14 protein-coding genes are annotated in these 14,618 nt (G+C 67.3%); 8 read left to right on the forward strand and 6 right to left on the reverse strand.

The window, feature by feature from the left end; translation table 11 throughout:
• Window positions 1–51: 51 nt before the first annotated feature.
• From zwf to VGD28_RS17045, 4 genes are all read right to left on the reverse strand, one after another.
• Window positions 52–1,509, reverse strand: coding sequence for a glucose-6-phosphate dehydrogenase (zwf, locus tag VGD28_RS17030; protein ID WP_331029547.1), 1,458 nt, complete (start codon window positions 1,507–1,509; stop codon window positions 52–54).
• Window positions 1,510–1,586: 77 nt separating this feature from the next.
• Window positions 1,587–2,519, reverse strand: a complete 933-nt coding sequence (argC, locus tag VGD28_RS17035) for an N-acetyl-gamma-glutamyl-phosphate reductase (RefSeq protein ID WP_331029548.1) — start codon at window positions 2,517–2,519, stop codon at window positions 1,587–1,589.
• Complete coding sequence (locus VGD28_RS17040; protein ID WP_331029549.1) at window positions 2,516–2,800, reverse strand: SH3 domain-containing protein; 285 nt, start codon at window positions 2,798–2,800, stop codon at window positions 2,516–2,518. The genes argC and VGD28_RS17040 overlap by 4 nt, the downstream gene beginning before the upstream one ends.
• A gap of 25 nt (window positions 2,801–2,825) precedes the next feature.
• Entirely contained in the window at window positions 2,826–3,185 is a 360-nt protein-coding gene (locus tag VGD28_RS17045) for a MarR family transcriptional regulator (protein WP_331029550.1), read from the reverse strand.
• Between the two features lie 363 nt (window positions 3,186–3,548).
• Here VGD28_RS17045 and secG point away from each other — a divergent pair, with 363 nt between their 5' ends.
• Together secG and VGD28_RS17055 are read left to right on the forward strand one after the other, a co-directional pair.
• Window positions 3,549–3,908 (forward strand): preprotein translocase subunit SecG, encoded by a 360-nt coding sequence (gene secG, locus VGD28_RS17050; RefSeq protein ID WP_331029560.1) that lies wholly within the window; start codon window positions 3,549–3,551, stop codon window positions 3,906–3,908.
• Window positions 3,909–3,993: 85 nt separating this feature from the next.
• Entirely contained in the window at window positions 3,994–5,631 is a 1,638-nt protein-coding gene (locus tag VGD28_RS17055) for a CTP synthase (protein ID WP_331029551.1), read from the forward strand.
• A gap of 75 nt (window positions 5,632–5,706) precedes the next feature.
• Here the strand turns inward: VGD28_RS17055 and VGD28_RS17060 are convergent, their stop codons facing one another.
• Complete coding sequence (locus tag VGD28_RS17060) at window positions 5,707–6,768, reverse strand: transcriptional regulator (protein ID WP_331029552.1); 1,062 nt, start codon at window positions 6,766–6,768, stop codon at window positions 5,707–5,709.
• Window positions 6,769–7,111: 343 nt separating this feature from the next.
• Window positions 7,112–7,585 carry an Hsp20 family protein gene (locus tag VGD28_RS17065; RefSeq protein WP_331029553.1) on the reverse strand — a complete coding sequence of 158 codons (474 nt, stop codon included), beginning with the start codon at window positions 7,583–7,585 and terminating at the stop codon, window positions 7,112–7,114.
• Window positions 7,586–7,836: 251 nt separating this feature from the next.
• Here VGD28_RS17065 and VGD28_RS17070 point away from each other — a divergent pair, with 251 nt between their 5' ends.
• From VGD28_RS17070 to VGD28_RS17095, 6 genes are all read left to right on the forward strand, one after another.
• A complete protein-coding gene (locus VGD28_RS17070) occupies window positions 7,837–10,299 on the forward strand; it encodes a TonB-dependent receptor (protein ID WP_331029554.1) in 2,463 nt (820 codons plus the stop codon).
• Between the two features lie 484 nt (window positions 10,300–10,783).
• Window positions 10,784–12,034, forward strand: coding sequence for a lipoprotein-releasing ABC transporter permease subunit (locus tag VGD28_RS17075; RefSeq protein WP_331029555.1), 1,251 nt, complete (start codon window positions 10,784–10,786; stop codon window positions 12,032–12,034).
• 101 nt (window positions 12,035–12,135) lie between these two features.
• Complete coding sequence (locus tag VGD28_RS17080; protein ID WP_331029556.1) at window positions 12,136–12,810, forward strand: ABC transporter ATP-binding protein; 675 nt, start codon at window positions 12,136–12,138, stop codon at window positions 12,808–12,810.
• On the forward strand, window positions 12,807–13,424 hold the full coding sequence (gene lepB / locus VGD28_RS17085; RefSeq protein WP_331029557.1) for a signal peptidase I: 618 nt from the start codon (window positions 12,807–12,809) through the stop codon (window positions 13,422–13,424). Before VGD28_RS17080 ends, lepB begins: the two co-directional genes overlap by 4 nt.
• An 86-nt stretch (window positions 13,425–13,510) precedes the next feature.
• Window positions 13,511–14,107: a DUF937 domain-containing protein gene (locus VGD28_RS17090; protein WP_331029558.1), complete on the forward strand. Its 597-nt coding sequence runs from the start codon at window positions 13,511–13,513 to the stop codon at window positions 14,105–14,107.
• A 25-nt stretch (window positions 14,108–14,132) separates the two neighbouring features.
• Window positions 14,133–14,612, forward strand: coding sequence for a glutathione peroxidase (locus VGD28_RS17095; protein ID WP_331029559.1), 480 nt, complete (start codon window positions 14,133–14,135; stop codon window positions 14,610–14,612).
• Window positions 14,613–14,618 lie beyond the last annotated feature (6 nt).

Consider the following 14,618-nt stretch of genomic DNA (forward strand, 5'->3'; position numbering starts at 1 on the left):
TCACCGCTACGCGGTGCCACCTCCCCTGAAGGGGAGGAATGAAGGGGGCCATCACTCGTTCCACGTCACGCCATCCCGCTCGGTGAGGGCAATCGCGGCGCTCGGTCCCCAGGTGCCCGCCGCATAGGGCTTGGGCTTGACGTCGGCGGTGTCCCAGCCGGCGCGGATCGCGTCGATCCAGGCCCATTGCGCCTCCACCTCGTCGCGGCGCACGAACAAGGTAGGATCGCCCTCCAGCAAGTCCAGCAGCAGCCGCTCGTACGCGATGCGGCGGCGCGTGCCGGCGAACTCATGCTCGAGGCTCAAGTTGAGCGGCACCTCGCGCAGCCTCAGCCCCTCGCGGTCGAGGCCGGGCTCCTTGGCCATCACCAGCAGGCGGACATATTCCTCGGGCTGGATGCGGATGATGAGGGTGTTCGACTGGAGCACCCCGCCGCGCTCTGCGAAGATCGAGTGCGGGACCGGCTTGAACTGGACGACGATCTCGGAGCGCCGCTCGGTCATGCGCTTGCCGGTGCGCAGGTAGAAGGGCACGCCCTGCCAGCGCCAGTTGTCGACATGCGCCTTGATCGCGACGAACGTCTCGGCGCGGGAGTCCTTGCCGAGCTCCTCGGCATAGCCGGCGACGATCTTCCCCGTAGAGGCGCCGCCGGTGTACTGACCGGTAACGGTGAGGTCGCCGGCGTCGCGCCCCGCGATCGGGCGGAGCGAGCGCAGCACCTTGACCTTCTCGTCGCGGATCGAGGTGCCGTCGAAGCGGGCAGGGGGCTCCATCGCGATCAGCGCGAGCAGCTGCAGGATATGGTTCTGCACCATGTCGCGCAGCGCGCCGACCTCGTCATAATAGCCGGCGCGGCCTTCGAGGCCGACCGTCTCGGAGACGGTGATCTGGACATGGTCGATCCCGGCGGCGTTCCAGATCGGCTCGAACAACGAGTTGCCGAAGCGCAGCGCGAGGATGTTCTGGACCGTCTCCTTGCCCAGATAGTGATCGATGCGGAAGGTGCGGTCCTCGGGGAAGACCGACGCCACGGCGTCGTTGATCTCGCGGCTGGTGGCGAGATCCGTGCCGAGCGGCTTCTCGAGGCCGATGCGGACGTTGCTGCCGGCGAGGCCTGCGGAGGCGAGGCCCTTGATCGTCGGCTCGAAGAACTTCGGCGCGGTTGACAGGAAGATGGCGAGGCCCTTGGAGATATCGCCGAGCTTCTCGGCGAGCGTCGCATAGCCTTCGATATCCGCGGCATCGAGCGCCTGATATTGCAGCCGGTCGAGGAATGCGGCGATCGCGCCCTTGTCCTTGCGGTCCTCGGGCAGATGCGTGTCGAGCGCCTTGGCGGCGAACTCGCGGAACTCGGCATCTGACAGCGTTGACCGTGCGGTCCCCGTGATCGTCAGATCGTTGGGAAGCAAACCATCGGCATGCAGGCCGTAGAGCGACGGAATCAGCATCCGCTGCGACAGATCCCCCGTCGCTCCGAACAGCAGCAATTTGCCGAATGGCTGTCGCATCGATCCTCCCTAGTCGCGTTGCGCGCCCGCCCTAGCAGCGGATTTCCGGGTTGCGAAGCGCCTTGCGGTTTATCGTACTAAAGCACGAGGCCGGCGGTCTGATCGAACCCGGCCATGATGTTCAGATTCTGCACCGCCGCGCCGCCGGCGCCCTTGCCGAGATTGTCGAGCGTGGCGACGAGCCGGGCCTGGCCGCGCTCGGCATTGCCGAACACGCGGATGGTCAGCCGGTCGGTGCCGGCATCATCCTCGATCCGCACCAGCGAGATATCGTCGGCGGGCAGCACGCGCACGATCGGCGAATCGCGATAGGCGTCGGCCAGCACCTGCTCGATCTGCGCCGGGGCGGGCTTGCGCGGCAGCGCCTGCAGCGGCAGCGGCACCTCGATCAACATGCCGCGATAGGCGCGCGCGACCGCAGGCTGGAAGATCGGGGCATGATCGATGCGCGCATGCTTCTGCATCTCGGGCAGATGCTTGTGCTCGAGGTTGAGGCCATAGGCGCGATAGCCGGTGGCCTCGCTGCCATCCTCGAACTCGGCGATCATCGCTTTGCCGCCGCCCGAATAGCCCGAGGCGCCGCCCGCGGTGAGCACCCAGTCGGGCGGAATGAGGCCGGCGCGCACCAGCGGACGCACCAGCGCGAGGAAGCCGGTCGGCCAGCAACCCGGGTTGCTGACATAGCGTGCCTCGGCGATCGCCGCGGCCTGCGCCGGCTCCAGCTCGGCAAAGCCATAGGCCCAGCCGTCGGCGACGCGATGCGCGGTCGATGCGTCGATGATCCGGGTCCGCTCGTTCGTGACCAGCTCGACTGCCTCGCGCGCGGCGTCGTCGGGCAGGCAGAGGATCACGAAATCGGCGCTGTTGAGCGCCTCGGCGCGCTTCTTAGCATCCTTGCGGTCCGCGTCGTCGAGCGCGATCAGCGCGATCTCGCTGCGCGTCGCGAGCCGCTCCCGGATCTCGAGGCCCGTGGTGCCGGCGGCGCCGTCGATGAAGACGCTGATGCTCATGCCGCCACCTTCAACTGCGCGGCGTCGACATAGCCGACGAGACCCGAGGCAGGCGCGCGGCCCCAGGCGGTTCCGGCGGAAAGCTCGAGCATCTCGAATACCTCGCCCGGAGCGAGTTGCGCCAGCACCTCGGCATCGGCTTCCTTGGCGGCGCGGAGCGGGGCCGCTGCGATCACGACATAGGGGACGGGCGCAGCGTAATGCGGCGCAAAGACACGGTCGGCGAGGCGGACGTCGGCAAGGTCGCGGCGGGCGGCATCGGTCCGCGGATCGATCCGCACCGAACGGCCGGTCAGCGCGAATCGGCTACGCGCGATGCCTGGCTGGTTGTCCGGCGTGGCCGTCGCCGGTGACGAATTGCCCGAATTCTGCAAGAAACTCCGCCCCTTCCGGTGTACGTGCGACGAAGATGTTCCGCTTGTCGGTCTCGTCGCGCTGGCGGCGCAGATAGCCGAGGGCGCCCAGTCTGTTCAAGGCGCGCGTCACCACGGGTTTCGAGACGTTGAGCGCCTTGGCCAGCCCGCGCACCGTATGCGGCCCGGAATCGAGATAGACGAGCAGCATCAGCGCCATCTGCCGGTTGGTGAGATCGGGCTCCCCTGACCGGACATAGTCGATCAGCGTATTCTTCCAGTTGTATAGCGACTGGTCGCTCATGGCGTTCATCGCATGGCACTCGTCTTTTGGTTACAGGCCCGCAAGGAGCCGGGCTTTCCGGGACATTAACGCCCTGCAAGCCCCCGGGTTTCAGTGCTGCGCCGAAATGTTCCGGAACTGTGACGTTCGCGCAGAAGTTGCGCCGATCGGATCAGCGAATCCTCCCCCGCCAGGGGGAGGTGGCGCGCGGAGCGCCTCGGAGGGGGAGGATCCTATCCGCTGGCGGCTGTTTCCTCCCCCTCCGTCAGGCTGCGCCTGCCACCTCCCCTGGCGGGGGAGGATTGAGCGACCGCATGGTCCAGCGCGCTTTGCCCGGTTGATCGCGGCGGCCACCTCCACTATGTCGCCGCTTTCCCGCGAAAGACCGACATGCTGTTCACCTTCCTCCTCGTCGTCCATGCCATCATCGCCGCGCTGCTCGTCGCGGTGATCCTGATGCAGAAGTCCGAAGGCGGCGGCCTGACCACGGGCGGCAGCCCGTCGGGCCTGATGTCGGCGCGCGGGGCGGCGAACTTCCTGACCCGCGCGACGGCGATCCTGGCGACGCTGTTCATCGCGATGAGCATCCTGCTCGCGGCGCTGGCGGCGACTCGCAATGCCGGCACGATCGATACCAGCCGCATCACCGTGCCCGCGCAGACCGCGCCGGCTTCGGGAACTGCGCCGGTGACCCAGCCGGCCACCGCGCCCGTGACCCCGGCCGACAACAGCGCCGTCCCGCTCGCCAAGTAAGCGGGCTTTTCGACAGATTTTTTCGGCGGCGCCCGGAGTCGGGCGCTTGCCCCAACTCGTGCATAAAGGCTAAGCGGTGACTCCCATGACGCGGTATATTTTCATCACCGGCGGCGTGGTCTCCTCGCTTGGCAAGGGCCTGATGGCGGCAAGCCTCGCCGCGCTCCTCCAGGCGCGTGGGTACAAGGTCCGCATCCGCAAGTTCGATCCCTATCTCAACGTCGATCCGGGCACGATGAGCCCGTATCAGCATGGCGAGGTCTATGTGACCGACGATGGGGCGGAGACCGACCTCGATCTCGGCCATTACGAGCGCTTCACCGGCGTCGCCTCGCGCCAGTCGGACAACGTCACCTCGGGCCGGATCTACAAGACGATCATCGAGCGCGAGCGGCGCGGCGACTATCTCGGCGCGACGGTGCAGGTGATCCCGCACGTCACCGATGCGATCAAGGACTTCGCCCAGGCGGAGACCGAGGATCTCGATTTCGTGCTGTGCGAGATCGGCGGCACCGTCGGCGACATCGAATCGCTGCCGTTCATCGAGGCGATCCGCCAGCTCAAGAACGAGCTCGGCCGCGGCCGATCGATCAGCGTGCACGTGACCCTGGTGCCGTACATCGCGGCCGCCGGCGAGCTGAAGACCAAGCCGACGCAACACAGCGTGCGCGAGCTGGCCTCGCTCGGCGTCCAGCCCGATGTGCTGGTGTGCCGCGCCGAAAAGCCGCTGCCGGCGGGCGAGCGCGCCAAGATCGCGCAATTCTGCAACGTGCCGGCAAGCGCGGTCATCCCCGCGCTCGACGCGCCGAGCATTTATGCGGTGCCGCTGCAATATCATGCCGAGGGGCTGGACAGCGAAGTGCTGCGCGCCTTCGGGATCGAGCCGGGCGCCGATCCGGACCTTAGCCGCTGGACGGAGATCACCGATCGCCTGTTCAACCCCGAGGGTGAGGTGACGGTCGGCGTGGTCGGCAAATATGTCGGCCTGCCGGACGCGTACAAGTCGCTCAACGAAGCCTTGGTCCATGGCGGCATCGCCAACCGCGTGAAGGTCAATATCCGCTGGATCGATGCCGAGCTGTTCGAGACCGGCGACGATGCCGAGGTCGCGGCGAACCTCGAATCGTGCCACGCGATCCTCGTGCCCGGCGCGTTCGGATCGCGCGGCGCCGAGGGCAAGATCGCCAGCGTGAGGTTCGCGCGCGAACGGAAAGTGCCCTATTTCGGCATCTGCTTCGGCATGCAGATGGCGTGCGTCGAGGGCGCGCGGAACATGGCCGGGATCGCCAGCGCTTCCTCGACCGAGTTCGGCCCGACGCAGGAGCCGGTGGTCGGCATCATCACCGAATGGATGAGCAAGGACGGCATCGAGAAGCGCGAGGAAGGCGGCGACCTGGGCGGTACGATGCGGCTCGGCGCCTATCCGGCAAAGCTCGCCGGCAATTCGGTCGTCGGATCGATCTATGGCGCGGACGAGATCAGCGAGCGCCACCGCCACCGCTACGAGGTCAACACCGGCTATCGCGACGCGCTGGAGCAGGGCGGGCTGGTCTTCTCGGGCATGTCGCCCGACGGGATGCTGCCCGAGATCGTCGAGCGCCCCGACCACCCGTGGTTCGTCGGCGTGCAGTTCCACCCCGAGCTCAAGTCCAAGCCGTTCGACCCGCACCCGCTGTTCGCGAGCTTCATCGAAGCCGCGGTGCGTCAGAGCCGACTGGTTTAAGCGCTACCGCCACCTCCTTCCTTTGCCGTCATGCTGAAACAAGTTCAGCATGACGGTGGTGGGGTGCGAAAGCGCTCAACTCCGTCGTTCCCGGCGGGCGAGGGCGATCGCGCCCACGACGCAGGCGCCGAACAGCGTGCCTTCCAGCGTTGCCGACAGCGCCTGGCTGATCGGGCCGAACCCGGCTTCTCCGAACAGGCCGCCGATCCCGTCGAGGCGAAGGCGTGAAGCGGGGAATTGCGCGGCAAGCAGCGCCAGGCTTCCTGCCAGCAGCCGCCCGCCGAGCAGCGATGCCAGCAGGCCGGCAACACCTCCGGCAATACCGCCCAGCAACGCGGCGCGGCGGAAGCGGGGCCGGCCCCCACGATGGGCGAGCCAGAGTCCCAGCCCGACGCCGCCACCCAGCAACGCGCCCTCGAACCCGCCGGTGATGTCCCCCGGCGACTGGCCGAGCAGCAAGGAGAAGGCGTCGAGCCCGAGCATCTTGCCGAGGACTCCGACGACAAGTCCGCCCGCGGCCCCGCCGGCGACGCTCCAGCGCCACGGCCGGTCAGCCAGTGCATTGGCCGCGGCGATGCCGATGCTGACCCCCGCCGCGCCCACGGTGGCGAGCAGCAAGGTGACGCAAAGCAGCACGAGCAGCGCCGAAGCCGCACCGGCCTGTGCCGGCTGCGCGGTGGCGGCGAAGCCGTAGATCAATCCGCCGATCAGCCCCGCGATGCTTCCGCCAAGAATGCCGAACCCGGCGGTGAGCGCCGCCTCGTCCCACCGGCGCGGCAAGGCGGGCGGCGGATCGGGGGGAAGCGCGGCGGCGGTGGCCGTCTCCGCAACCGCGGCGATGAATCGATAGCCGTGCTTGGGCACCGTTTCGATGAATCGCGGGCTGGCGGCATCGTCGCCGAGTTGTCGGCGAAGCGTGCGGACGCATTGGGTCAGCGCTTCGTCGGTGACGGGAACGCCGCGCCACACCTCGGCCATGAAACGGTCCTTCGTCACGAGCTGCCCCGGTTCGCGCACCAGCAGCAGGAGCGCATCGAGATAGCGGGCGTTGAGCTCGACCGGCACACCGCCGCGCGTCAGCCGCCGATTGCCGGGGTCAAGGTGGAAGGTGTCGAAACGGAAGCCGTCGGACGGCATTCGAAGAACCTCTCAGCTGCCGTGTGGCGGGAGGATGGGGATGCATGAGGGAGTGGCGGGAGGCAAGCATGTGGGCGGTTGAAATCCTCCCCCGCAAGGGGGAGGTGGCGCCGAAGGCGTCGGAGGGGGAGGACTTCCAAACTCTCGTTCTGGCATCCGCCCCCTCCGTCATGCTGCGCATGCCACCTCCCCCTGGCAGGGGAGGATTACTTCAGGGCAAATTCACCTGACATCGATCGGTATGACCCGCGCACAGAAAGGGCGCCCGGACGGATATCCGGACGCCCCCGGGGGACGGCACGCAAGGGGGTAGGAACGCGCCGCCCTTTGGGCGGGCGGCTGCTCAGCCGACCGAGCGGTGCTCGATCGCGGCGCCGTCGCCGGTTTCGCCACCGGTGCCGATGGCGATCTTCTTGGGCTTCATCGCCTCGGGCACCTCGCGCACCAGCTCGATCACGAGCAGGCCGTCATTGAGGTTGGCGCTCTCGACCAGCACGAAATCGGCCAGCTCGAAACGGCGCTCGAACCCGCGATTGGCGATGCCGAGATGCAGCATCTGCGCGGGATTGTTGTCCTGCGACTCGGCCTTCTTGCCGGCGACCAGCAACAGGTTCTGCTGCGCCGTGATCTCGATCTCGTCGGGCTTGAAGCCGGCAACGGCGATCGTGATCCGGTAGCGGTCGTCGGAGATCCGCTCGAGGTTGAAGGGGGGGTAATTCTCGTTGCCCGACTGGCGTGCGGTCGCTTCGAGCATGTCGAAGAGCCGGTCGAAGCCGATCGCCGAGCGGCGGAAGGGGGTCAAGTCGATCTGACGCATGTTTCAAATCCTCCAATGAGCAATTTCAACGTCTTGTGGCATCCAGTTCAACTGCGATGCCAAGTTGCGCGGCCCCGGAGGCGCCGTGCATCGCTGATTTGGGATGTCGGTGACGGGTTTCAAGGGCGCGGCGAAACGTGTGGCAATTACGGTGTAAAGCCTATTGGCTAGGTAGGAATAGAATCGCTTTCTGGCTAAACCCCATCAACCTAGTGGAGTTTACCTGGGACACCACGAAGGGGAGCCATCAAGTGAGCCTGAAGACATTCTCATTCCTGCTGCTCGCCAGCGCCTCGTCCGCCGCGCTCGCGCAGGAGACGCCGCCGGCCGACGTCACCGTGCAGGAAGCCCAGCGCCCGACCGTGCCGGGGGAGACGCAGCGCGATCCGGAGGACGTGCAGCGCAGCTCGGCCTCGGCCGACATCGTCGTCACCGCGCGCCGCCGCGAGGAGCAGGTGCAGGACGTGCCGATCCCGATCAGCGTGGTGGGCGTGAAGGAGCTCGACAATACCGGCAGCTTCAACGTCGCGCGCCTCGCGCAACTGCAGCCGACGCTGCAATTCTATTCGACCAACCCGCGCAACTCGTCGGTCAACATCCGCGGGCTCGGCGCGCCGCTCGGCCTTACCAATGACGGCATCGACCAGGGCGTCGGCGTCTATATCGACCAGGTGTATCTCAGCCGCGTGGCGGTCGCGACGCTCGATTTCCTCGACGTCGCCCAGATCGAGACGCTGCGCGGGCCGCAGGGCACGCTCTACGGCAAGAACACCGTCGCCGGCGCGATCAACATCACGTCAAAGGCGCCGAGCTTCAACTTCGAGGGCCGCGCCGAGCTGTCGGTCGGCAATCTCGAGTTCAAGCAGGCCAAGGCCTCGATCTCCGGCCCGCTGGGCGAGGACGTCGCGGTGCGCCTTGGCGTCGCCGCGACCAGCCGCCGTGGCACGGTGTTCAACGTCGCCACCGGCAACTACGTCAACGAGCAGGACAATATCGGCCTGCGCGGCACATTGCTGTGGCGCGCGACCGACAATCTCGACCTGACGCTGAGCGCGGACTTCAGCCGCCAGAATCCCGAATGCTGCGCGCAGATCTATGTGAAGTACGGGCCGACCCAGCGGGCGGCCAACCGGCAATATCCGGCGTTGACCGCGGCGCTCGGCTATGCCCCGCCCAGCACCAACCCGTTCGACCGGCTGACCGATCTTGACGCCGACCTCAACGCCCGCAACACGCTGGGCGGCGTCTCGCTGCGCGCCGAATGGCAGCTCGGCTCGGGCACCCTGACCTCGGTGAGCGCATGGCGCTTCTGGGACTGGCTGCCAGCCAATGACCGCGACTTCACCGGTCTTCCCATCACCACGCTGTCGCAGAACCCCACGCGGCAAGACCAGTTCACCCAGGAATTCCGCTTCGCCGGCGAGGGCAGCGGCTTCGACTATGTGCTGGGCGCCTTCGCCTTCTACCAGAATATCCACACCACCGGCACCCAGCGCCAGGGCCCGGCGGCGAGCCGCTGGCTGATCAACCCCAGCAACGCGCTGTCGAACGACCCGACGGTGCTCGACGGGCTGACGGCGGAGAACGATATCCGCCTCAAGAACTTCAGCGGTGCGCTGTTCGGCAAGCTCAACTGGAACCTGACCGACCAGATCACGCTCTCGCCCGGCATCCGCGTCAATTACGACGACAAGGTCGGCGACTATGTGTCGATCGTGCGCGACGGGCAGGGCAACCTCGTGCCCGCGACCGGCGGCAACCCGCGCCAGGTGGAGCAGCGCGCCGCGCTGCAGCCCCAGGCGTTCCGCGGCGAGGCCTATCGCGCCTGGAACGTCTCCTACGATCTCACCGCATCGTACAAGCCGTCGCGCGACGTGCTGCTCTATGCGACCTATGCGCACACCTTCAAATCGGGCGGCCTCAACCTGAACGGCGTGCCGGTGGTCGCCGGCGTCGCGCAGACCCAGCTTGCCCAGGTCGATCCCGAGAAGGTCGATCACTTCGAGATCGGCGCCAAGACCCAGTTCTGGGACCGCAAGGCGACCTTCAACATCACCGGCTTCTGGACGATCATCAAGGATTACCAGGCGCTGGTGAACGACGGCCAGAACACCACGCTGCGCGGCTATCTCGCCAATGCGGGCGAGGTGCGGGTCCGCGGGATCGAGGCGGATTTCTCGATCCGGCCGAGCGAGCGGTTCAACCTCTATGTCAACGGCGCCTATACCGACCATGAATATGTCGAGTTCACCAACGCTCCGTGCCCGCCCGAGCTGTCGGGCGGGGGCAGCGGCGCGGTGATCGGCGCGCCGGGCGTGCCCGGCGGCAACAGCCCGGCGGTGTGCGACATCTCAGGCCAGTGGCTGCCCGGCATCTCGAAATGGGCCTTCTCCTACGGCGCGGAAGCCAATCAGCCGGTGAAGATCTTCGGCAAGGACGGCGAGCTGTATGTGGGCGTGGACGCGAACTCGCGGTCCAAATTCTCGTCCAACGCCTCGCGCTCGATCTACACTGATATCGACGGCTACACGCTGGCGAACCTGCGCGTCGGCTTCCGCACCGATGAAGGGCTGAACATCTTCACCTGGATGCGCAACGTCTTCGACAAGCAATATTTCGACGTGCTGGCGACGACGCCGGGCAACACCGGGCTGATCTCCGGCAATGTCGGCGACCCGCGCACCTATGGCGTGACGGTGGGGCTGAGTTTCTGAGACGTATCCGTCCCCGCGATTGACTCATGAACAGGCCGGCGCGGGCGACAGATACCAGGGGAGGGGCCGCAACCAGGCTCCTGCGGTTCCTCCCCGAACCTCCAGAACCGTCACCCCAGCGAAAGCTGGGGTCTCCCTCCACAAGCGATTCCTTCGTGGCGCGATGCCCCAGCTTTCGCTGGGGCGACGGAGCTACCCCAGACGCGGAAACGCCCGGGCCGTTTCCAGCCCGGGCGCCTGCGTGACGATGCCTCGTCAGCCCCCTTGTGGCCTTCCTGCCCACACATCCTTCCTGGAGAAGAACGGGACGGGAGAGCCTCCCCGAACCACGGCCATTGCCTGCGCTTCGTAGGGATGTGCTAGGATGGCCCTGCGCGCTTGTCACGGGGCTATGACGTCACCGCCGCGCTTTGCATTCATCCTGTGTTTATTTGGCAACAGCACAGATTGCGCGCGCCCTCGCACCACCCTAACAGGCTCGCATATGCTGCTTTCCCGATATGAGCGGATGATCGCCCGCCGCTACCTCCTGCCCGGGCGGGGGGAGGCGTTCATCTTCCTCGTCGCGTCGATCAGCCTGGTCGCGGTTATGCTCGGAGTCGCCGCGCTGGTGATCGTGATGAGCGTGATGAACGGCTTCCGCGCGGAGCTGTTCGACAAGATCACCGGCCTCAACGGCCATGCCGTGGTGCAGGGCTATGGCGGGCAGCTACGCGACTGGCGCGAGATCGTCGCGCAGGCGCGCAAGACTCCCGGCGTAACCAGCGCCACCCCGCTGATCGAGCAGCCGCTGATGGCGAGCTTCCAGGGCCGGGTCGAGGGCGTGCTGGTCCGCGGCATGAACGTGTCCGATATCCGCGCCAACCCGACGCTGGGCAAGAATGTGCTGACCGGGGATCTCAAGCAGCTCACCCCGGGCTGCGAGTGCATCGCGATGGGGTCGCGGCTGGCGCAGTCGCTCGGCGCGGCGCCGGGCAGCAGCGTCTCGCTGCTCAGCCCGCAGGGGCTGACCAGCCCGTTCGGTACGGTGCCGCGGATCGTGTCCTACCGCGTCGCCGCGATCTTCGAGATCGGGGTCTATGATTATGACAAGGCGTTCGTGGTCATGCCGATGGAGGATGCGCAGACGCTCCTTTTGATGGGCGACACGGTCGGGATGGTCGAGATCGACACCGACAAACCCGACAAGGTCGGCGATATCCTCGCGCCGTTGGCGAAGCAGGTCGCGGGCGTCGGCCAGCTCACCGACTGGCGCACGCTCAACGCTACGCTGTTCGAGGCGCTGGCGGTGGACCGGCTGGTGACCTTCACCGTGCTGTCGATCCTGATCCTGGTGGCGGTGTTCAACATCCTGTCCTCGTTGATCATGTTGGTGCGCGCCAAGACGCGCGACATCGCGATCCTGCGTACAATGGGCGCGACCCGCATGGGGCTGATCAAGATCTTTGTGACGGTAGGCACTGTGATTGGATCACTCGGGATCGTCGCGGGGCTGATCCTCGGTTTCATCCTGCTGTATTTCCGGCAGGGCGTGCTGGGTTTCCTCGGCTTCGTCACCGGGCAGCAGATCTGGGATCCGTCGATGCGCTACCTGACCGAGCTGCCCGCCGCGCCCGACCCGGTCGAGATTGCGGGAATCGCGCTGATGGCGCTGGTGTTCAGCTTCCTCGCCACGCTCTATCCCGCCTTCAAGGCGGCGAGCACCGACCCCGTACAGGTGCTGCGCTATGAGTAGTTCGCTCGCACCCGTTCGCCCTGAGCTTGTCGAAGGGCCGTTCCTTTCCCTCGAGGTAGAAAGGCAGGGCTTCGACAAGCTCAGCCCGAACGGTGGATTTGATGACTGAGCCAGTCCTCCAGACCACGGGCCTAAAGCGCGCGTTCGTCCAGGGCGGAGCGACGATCCACGTTCTGCGCGGCGTCGATCTGACCGTGGGGCAGGGCGAGATCGTCGCGCTGCTCGGCCCGTCCGGCTCGGGCAAGTCGACCCTGCTCCAGGCGGTGGGCCTGCTCGAGGGCGGGTTCGAGGGATCGATCCGCATCGCCGGGGTCGAGGTGGGCAAACTGGAGAGCCACCAGCGCACCGTCACGCGCCGCGACAAGCTCGGCTTCGTCTATCAGTTCCACCACCTGCTGCCCGACTTCAACGCGCTCGAGAATGTCGAGCTGCCGCAATTGATCCAGGACGCCACCTTTGCCGACGCGCGCGCGCGGTCCGAAGCGCTGCTCACCGCGCTCGGCCTCGGCGCGCGGCTCACCCACCGGCCGAGCCAGCTTTCGGGCGGCGAGCAGCAGCGCGTCGCGGTGGCGCGCGCGCTCGCCAACCGGCCTGCGCTGGTGCTGGCGGACGAGCCGACCGGCAATCTCGACGAGAGCACGGCGGACGTGGTGCTCGCCGAATTCCTCCGGCTGGTGCGCGGCGAGGGGGCGGCAGCGCTGATCGCCACGCACAACGAGCGGCTCGCGGCGAAGATGGACCGCGTCGTGCGGCTGCATGAGGGCGTGCTGGAGTGAAATGGTGGGTCGTCCCCGTGGCGGCCGCGGGCATCGCCGTCGCCGGGGTCGCGGCCTATGGCGGGGCGGTGATCTTCGGGGGCGATTCGCGCTGGCCCCTTCCGTGGCGGCGCTTCTACGCCGCGTCGGAGAGCATGGCGCCGGCGATCCGTGAGGGGGCATCGCTCACCGCGCGGCGCAAGCCGGCACAGGAGCTGAGGCGCGGCGACGTCGTCGTCTTCGCTGTCGGCGATTCCATGTGGATCCAGCGGGTGGCGGGCCTGCCCGGCGACCGGATGGAGATGCGGGGCGGGCTGGTCGTCCTCAACGGTAAGCCGGTGCAGCAGTCCCCCGCCGGCACGCTCGAGATCGCGGGCAATCGCGCGCAGATCCGGGCCGAGCAGCTTCCGGGCGAGGCCATGCCGCATCGCGTGCTCGACACGGGCGCCACGTCCGGTGACGAGATGCCGCCCGTGCAGGTGCCTCCGGGCCGCCTCTTTATGCTCGGCGACAATCGCGACAATTCGCTCGACAGCCGCTTTCCGCCGCAGCCCGCCGGCATCGGTGGCGGCGGGCTGGTGGCGTTCGAGGACGTGTTCGGGACGATCGCGGCCGAGGAGATCGGCACGCGCTGAACGCAACGGTTCGCGTGCCTGCCCCGGACTGCTATTGATGGCCGTGAGCCGGTCCGCCTCGGCCCGGAGTGAAAAGGGGAAAAGGCATGAATCTGACCGATATCCTTTCTCAGGCAGGCGGCATCGAATCGATGGCCAGGGATCTGGGCGTTTCGCCCGAGACCGCCAGGACGGGCGCGGAAGCGTTGCTCCCCGCAATCCTCGGCGGCTTCAAGAAGCAGGCGCAGGCCGGCGGCGGAGTCGAAGGGCTGGGCGGCCTGCTGGGCCAGCTCGGCGGCGGCGGGCTGCTCGACGCGGTGCTGGGCGCTCAGCCGACCCCCGTGGATCAGGGGAACGATGTGCTCGGCCAGATCTTCGGGTCGAAGGATGTCAGCCGGACGGTCGCGAGCCATGCGGCGGGGCAGACCGGTCTCGATTCCGGCCTGCTCAAGAAGATGCTGCCGATCCTGGCGATGCTGGTCGCGGGCTATATGGCCAAGCAGGGCGGCCAGACTGCCGGCGGCGGGAGCGGCGGCGGCCTTGACGGGCTGCTCGGGAGCATCCTCGGCGGCGGCGCTTCGGGCGGCGGCGCGGCCGCGCCGGCAGGCGGCGAGCTTGGCGGGCTCGGCAATCTCATTGACCTCAACGGCAACGGCAATCCGCTCGACGACATCATCGGCATGGCGGGCAAGTTCGCGCGCTGAAGCCCGCGGCCGGAAAGGGACCGACATGACCGCAATCACCGACATCCCGGTCACCACGCCGGAGGGGACGCAGGTCGACCTGTCGCCCTATGCCGGCAAGGTGCTGCTGATCGTCAACGTCGCCTCGAAATGCGGCTTCACCCCGCAATATGCGGGGCTGGAGGCGCTGCACCGCGCCTATGCGGCGCGCGGGTTCGAGGTGCTGGGATTTCCGTGCAACCAGTTCGGCGCGCAGGAACCGGGCGATGCGGCGGAGATCGCCAGCTTCTGCTCGCTGACCTATGACGTGACCTTCCCGGTGTTCGGCAAGATCGATGTCAACGGCCCGGATGCGGCGCCGCTCTATCGCTGGCTCAAGAAGCAGGCGCCCGGCCTGCTGGGCACCGAGGGGATCAAGTGGAACTTCACCAAGTTCCTGATCGACCGCGAGGGTAAGGTCGTCGACCGTTACGCCCCGCAGACCAAGCCCGAGGATATCGCAGCGGATATCGAGAAGCTGTTGTAGTCAATT

The organism is Sphingomonas sp., assembly GCF_036402235.1.
GTDB lineage: Bacteria > Pseudomonadota > Alphaproteobacteria > Sphingomonadales > Sphingomonadaceae > Sphingomonas.

Coding starts and splice junctions, on each gene's coding strand:
- VGD28_RS17075 (WP_331029555.1), top strand. CDS start 10,784: ATGCTGCTTTCCCGATATGAGCGGATGATCGCCCGCCGCTACCTCCTG.
- argC (WP_331029548.1), bottom strand. CDS start 2,519: ATGAGCATCAGCGTCTTCATCGACGGCGCCGCCGGCACCACGGGCCTC.
- VGD28_RS17095 (WP_331029559.1), top strand. CDS start 14,133: ATGACCGCAATCACCGACATCCCGGTCACCACGCCGGAGGGGACGCAG.
- zwf (WP_331029547.1), bottom strand. CDS start 1,509: ATGCGACAGCCATTCGGCAAATTGCTGCTGTTCGGAGCGACGGGGGAT.
- VGD28_RS17080 (WP_331029556.1), top strand. CDS start 12,136: ATGACTGAGCCAGTCCTCCAGACCACGGGCCTAAAGCGCGCGTTCGTC.
- VGD28_RS17065 (WP_331029553.1), bottom strand. CDS start 7,585: ATGCGTCAGATCGACTTGACCCCCTTCCGCCGCTCGGCGATCGGCTTC.
- VGD28_RS17055 (WP_331029551.1), top strand. CDS start 3,994: ATGACGCGGTATATTTTCATCACCGGCGGCGTGGTCTCCTCGCTTGGC.
- VGD28_RS17060 (WP_331029552.1), bottom strand. CDS start 6,768: ATGCCGTCCGACGGCTTCCGTTTCGACACCTTCCACCTTGACCCCGGC.
- VGD28_RS17090 (WP_331029558.1), top strand. CDS start 13,511: ATGAATCTGACCGATATCCTTTCTCAGGCAGGCGGCATCGAATCGATG.
- VGD28_RS17045 (WP_331029550.1), bottom strand. CDS start 3,185: ATGAACGCCATGAGCGACCAGTCGCTATACAACTGGAAGAATACGCTG.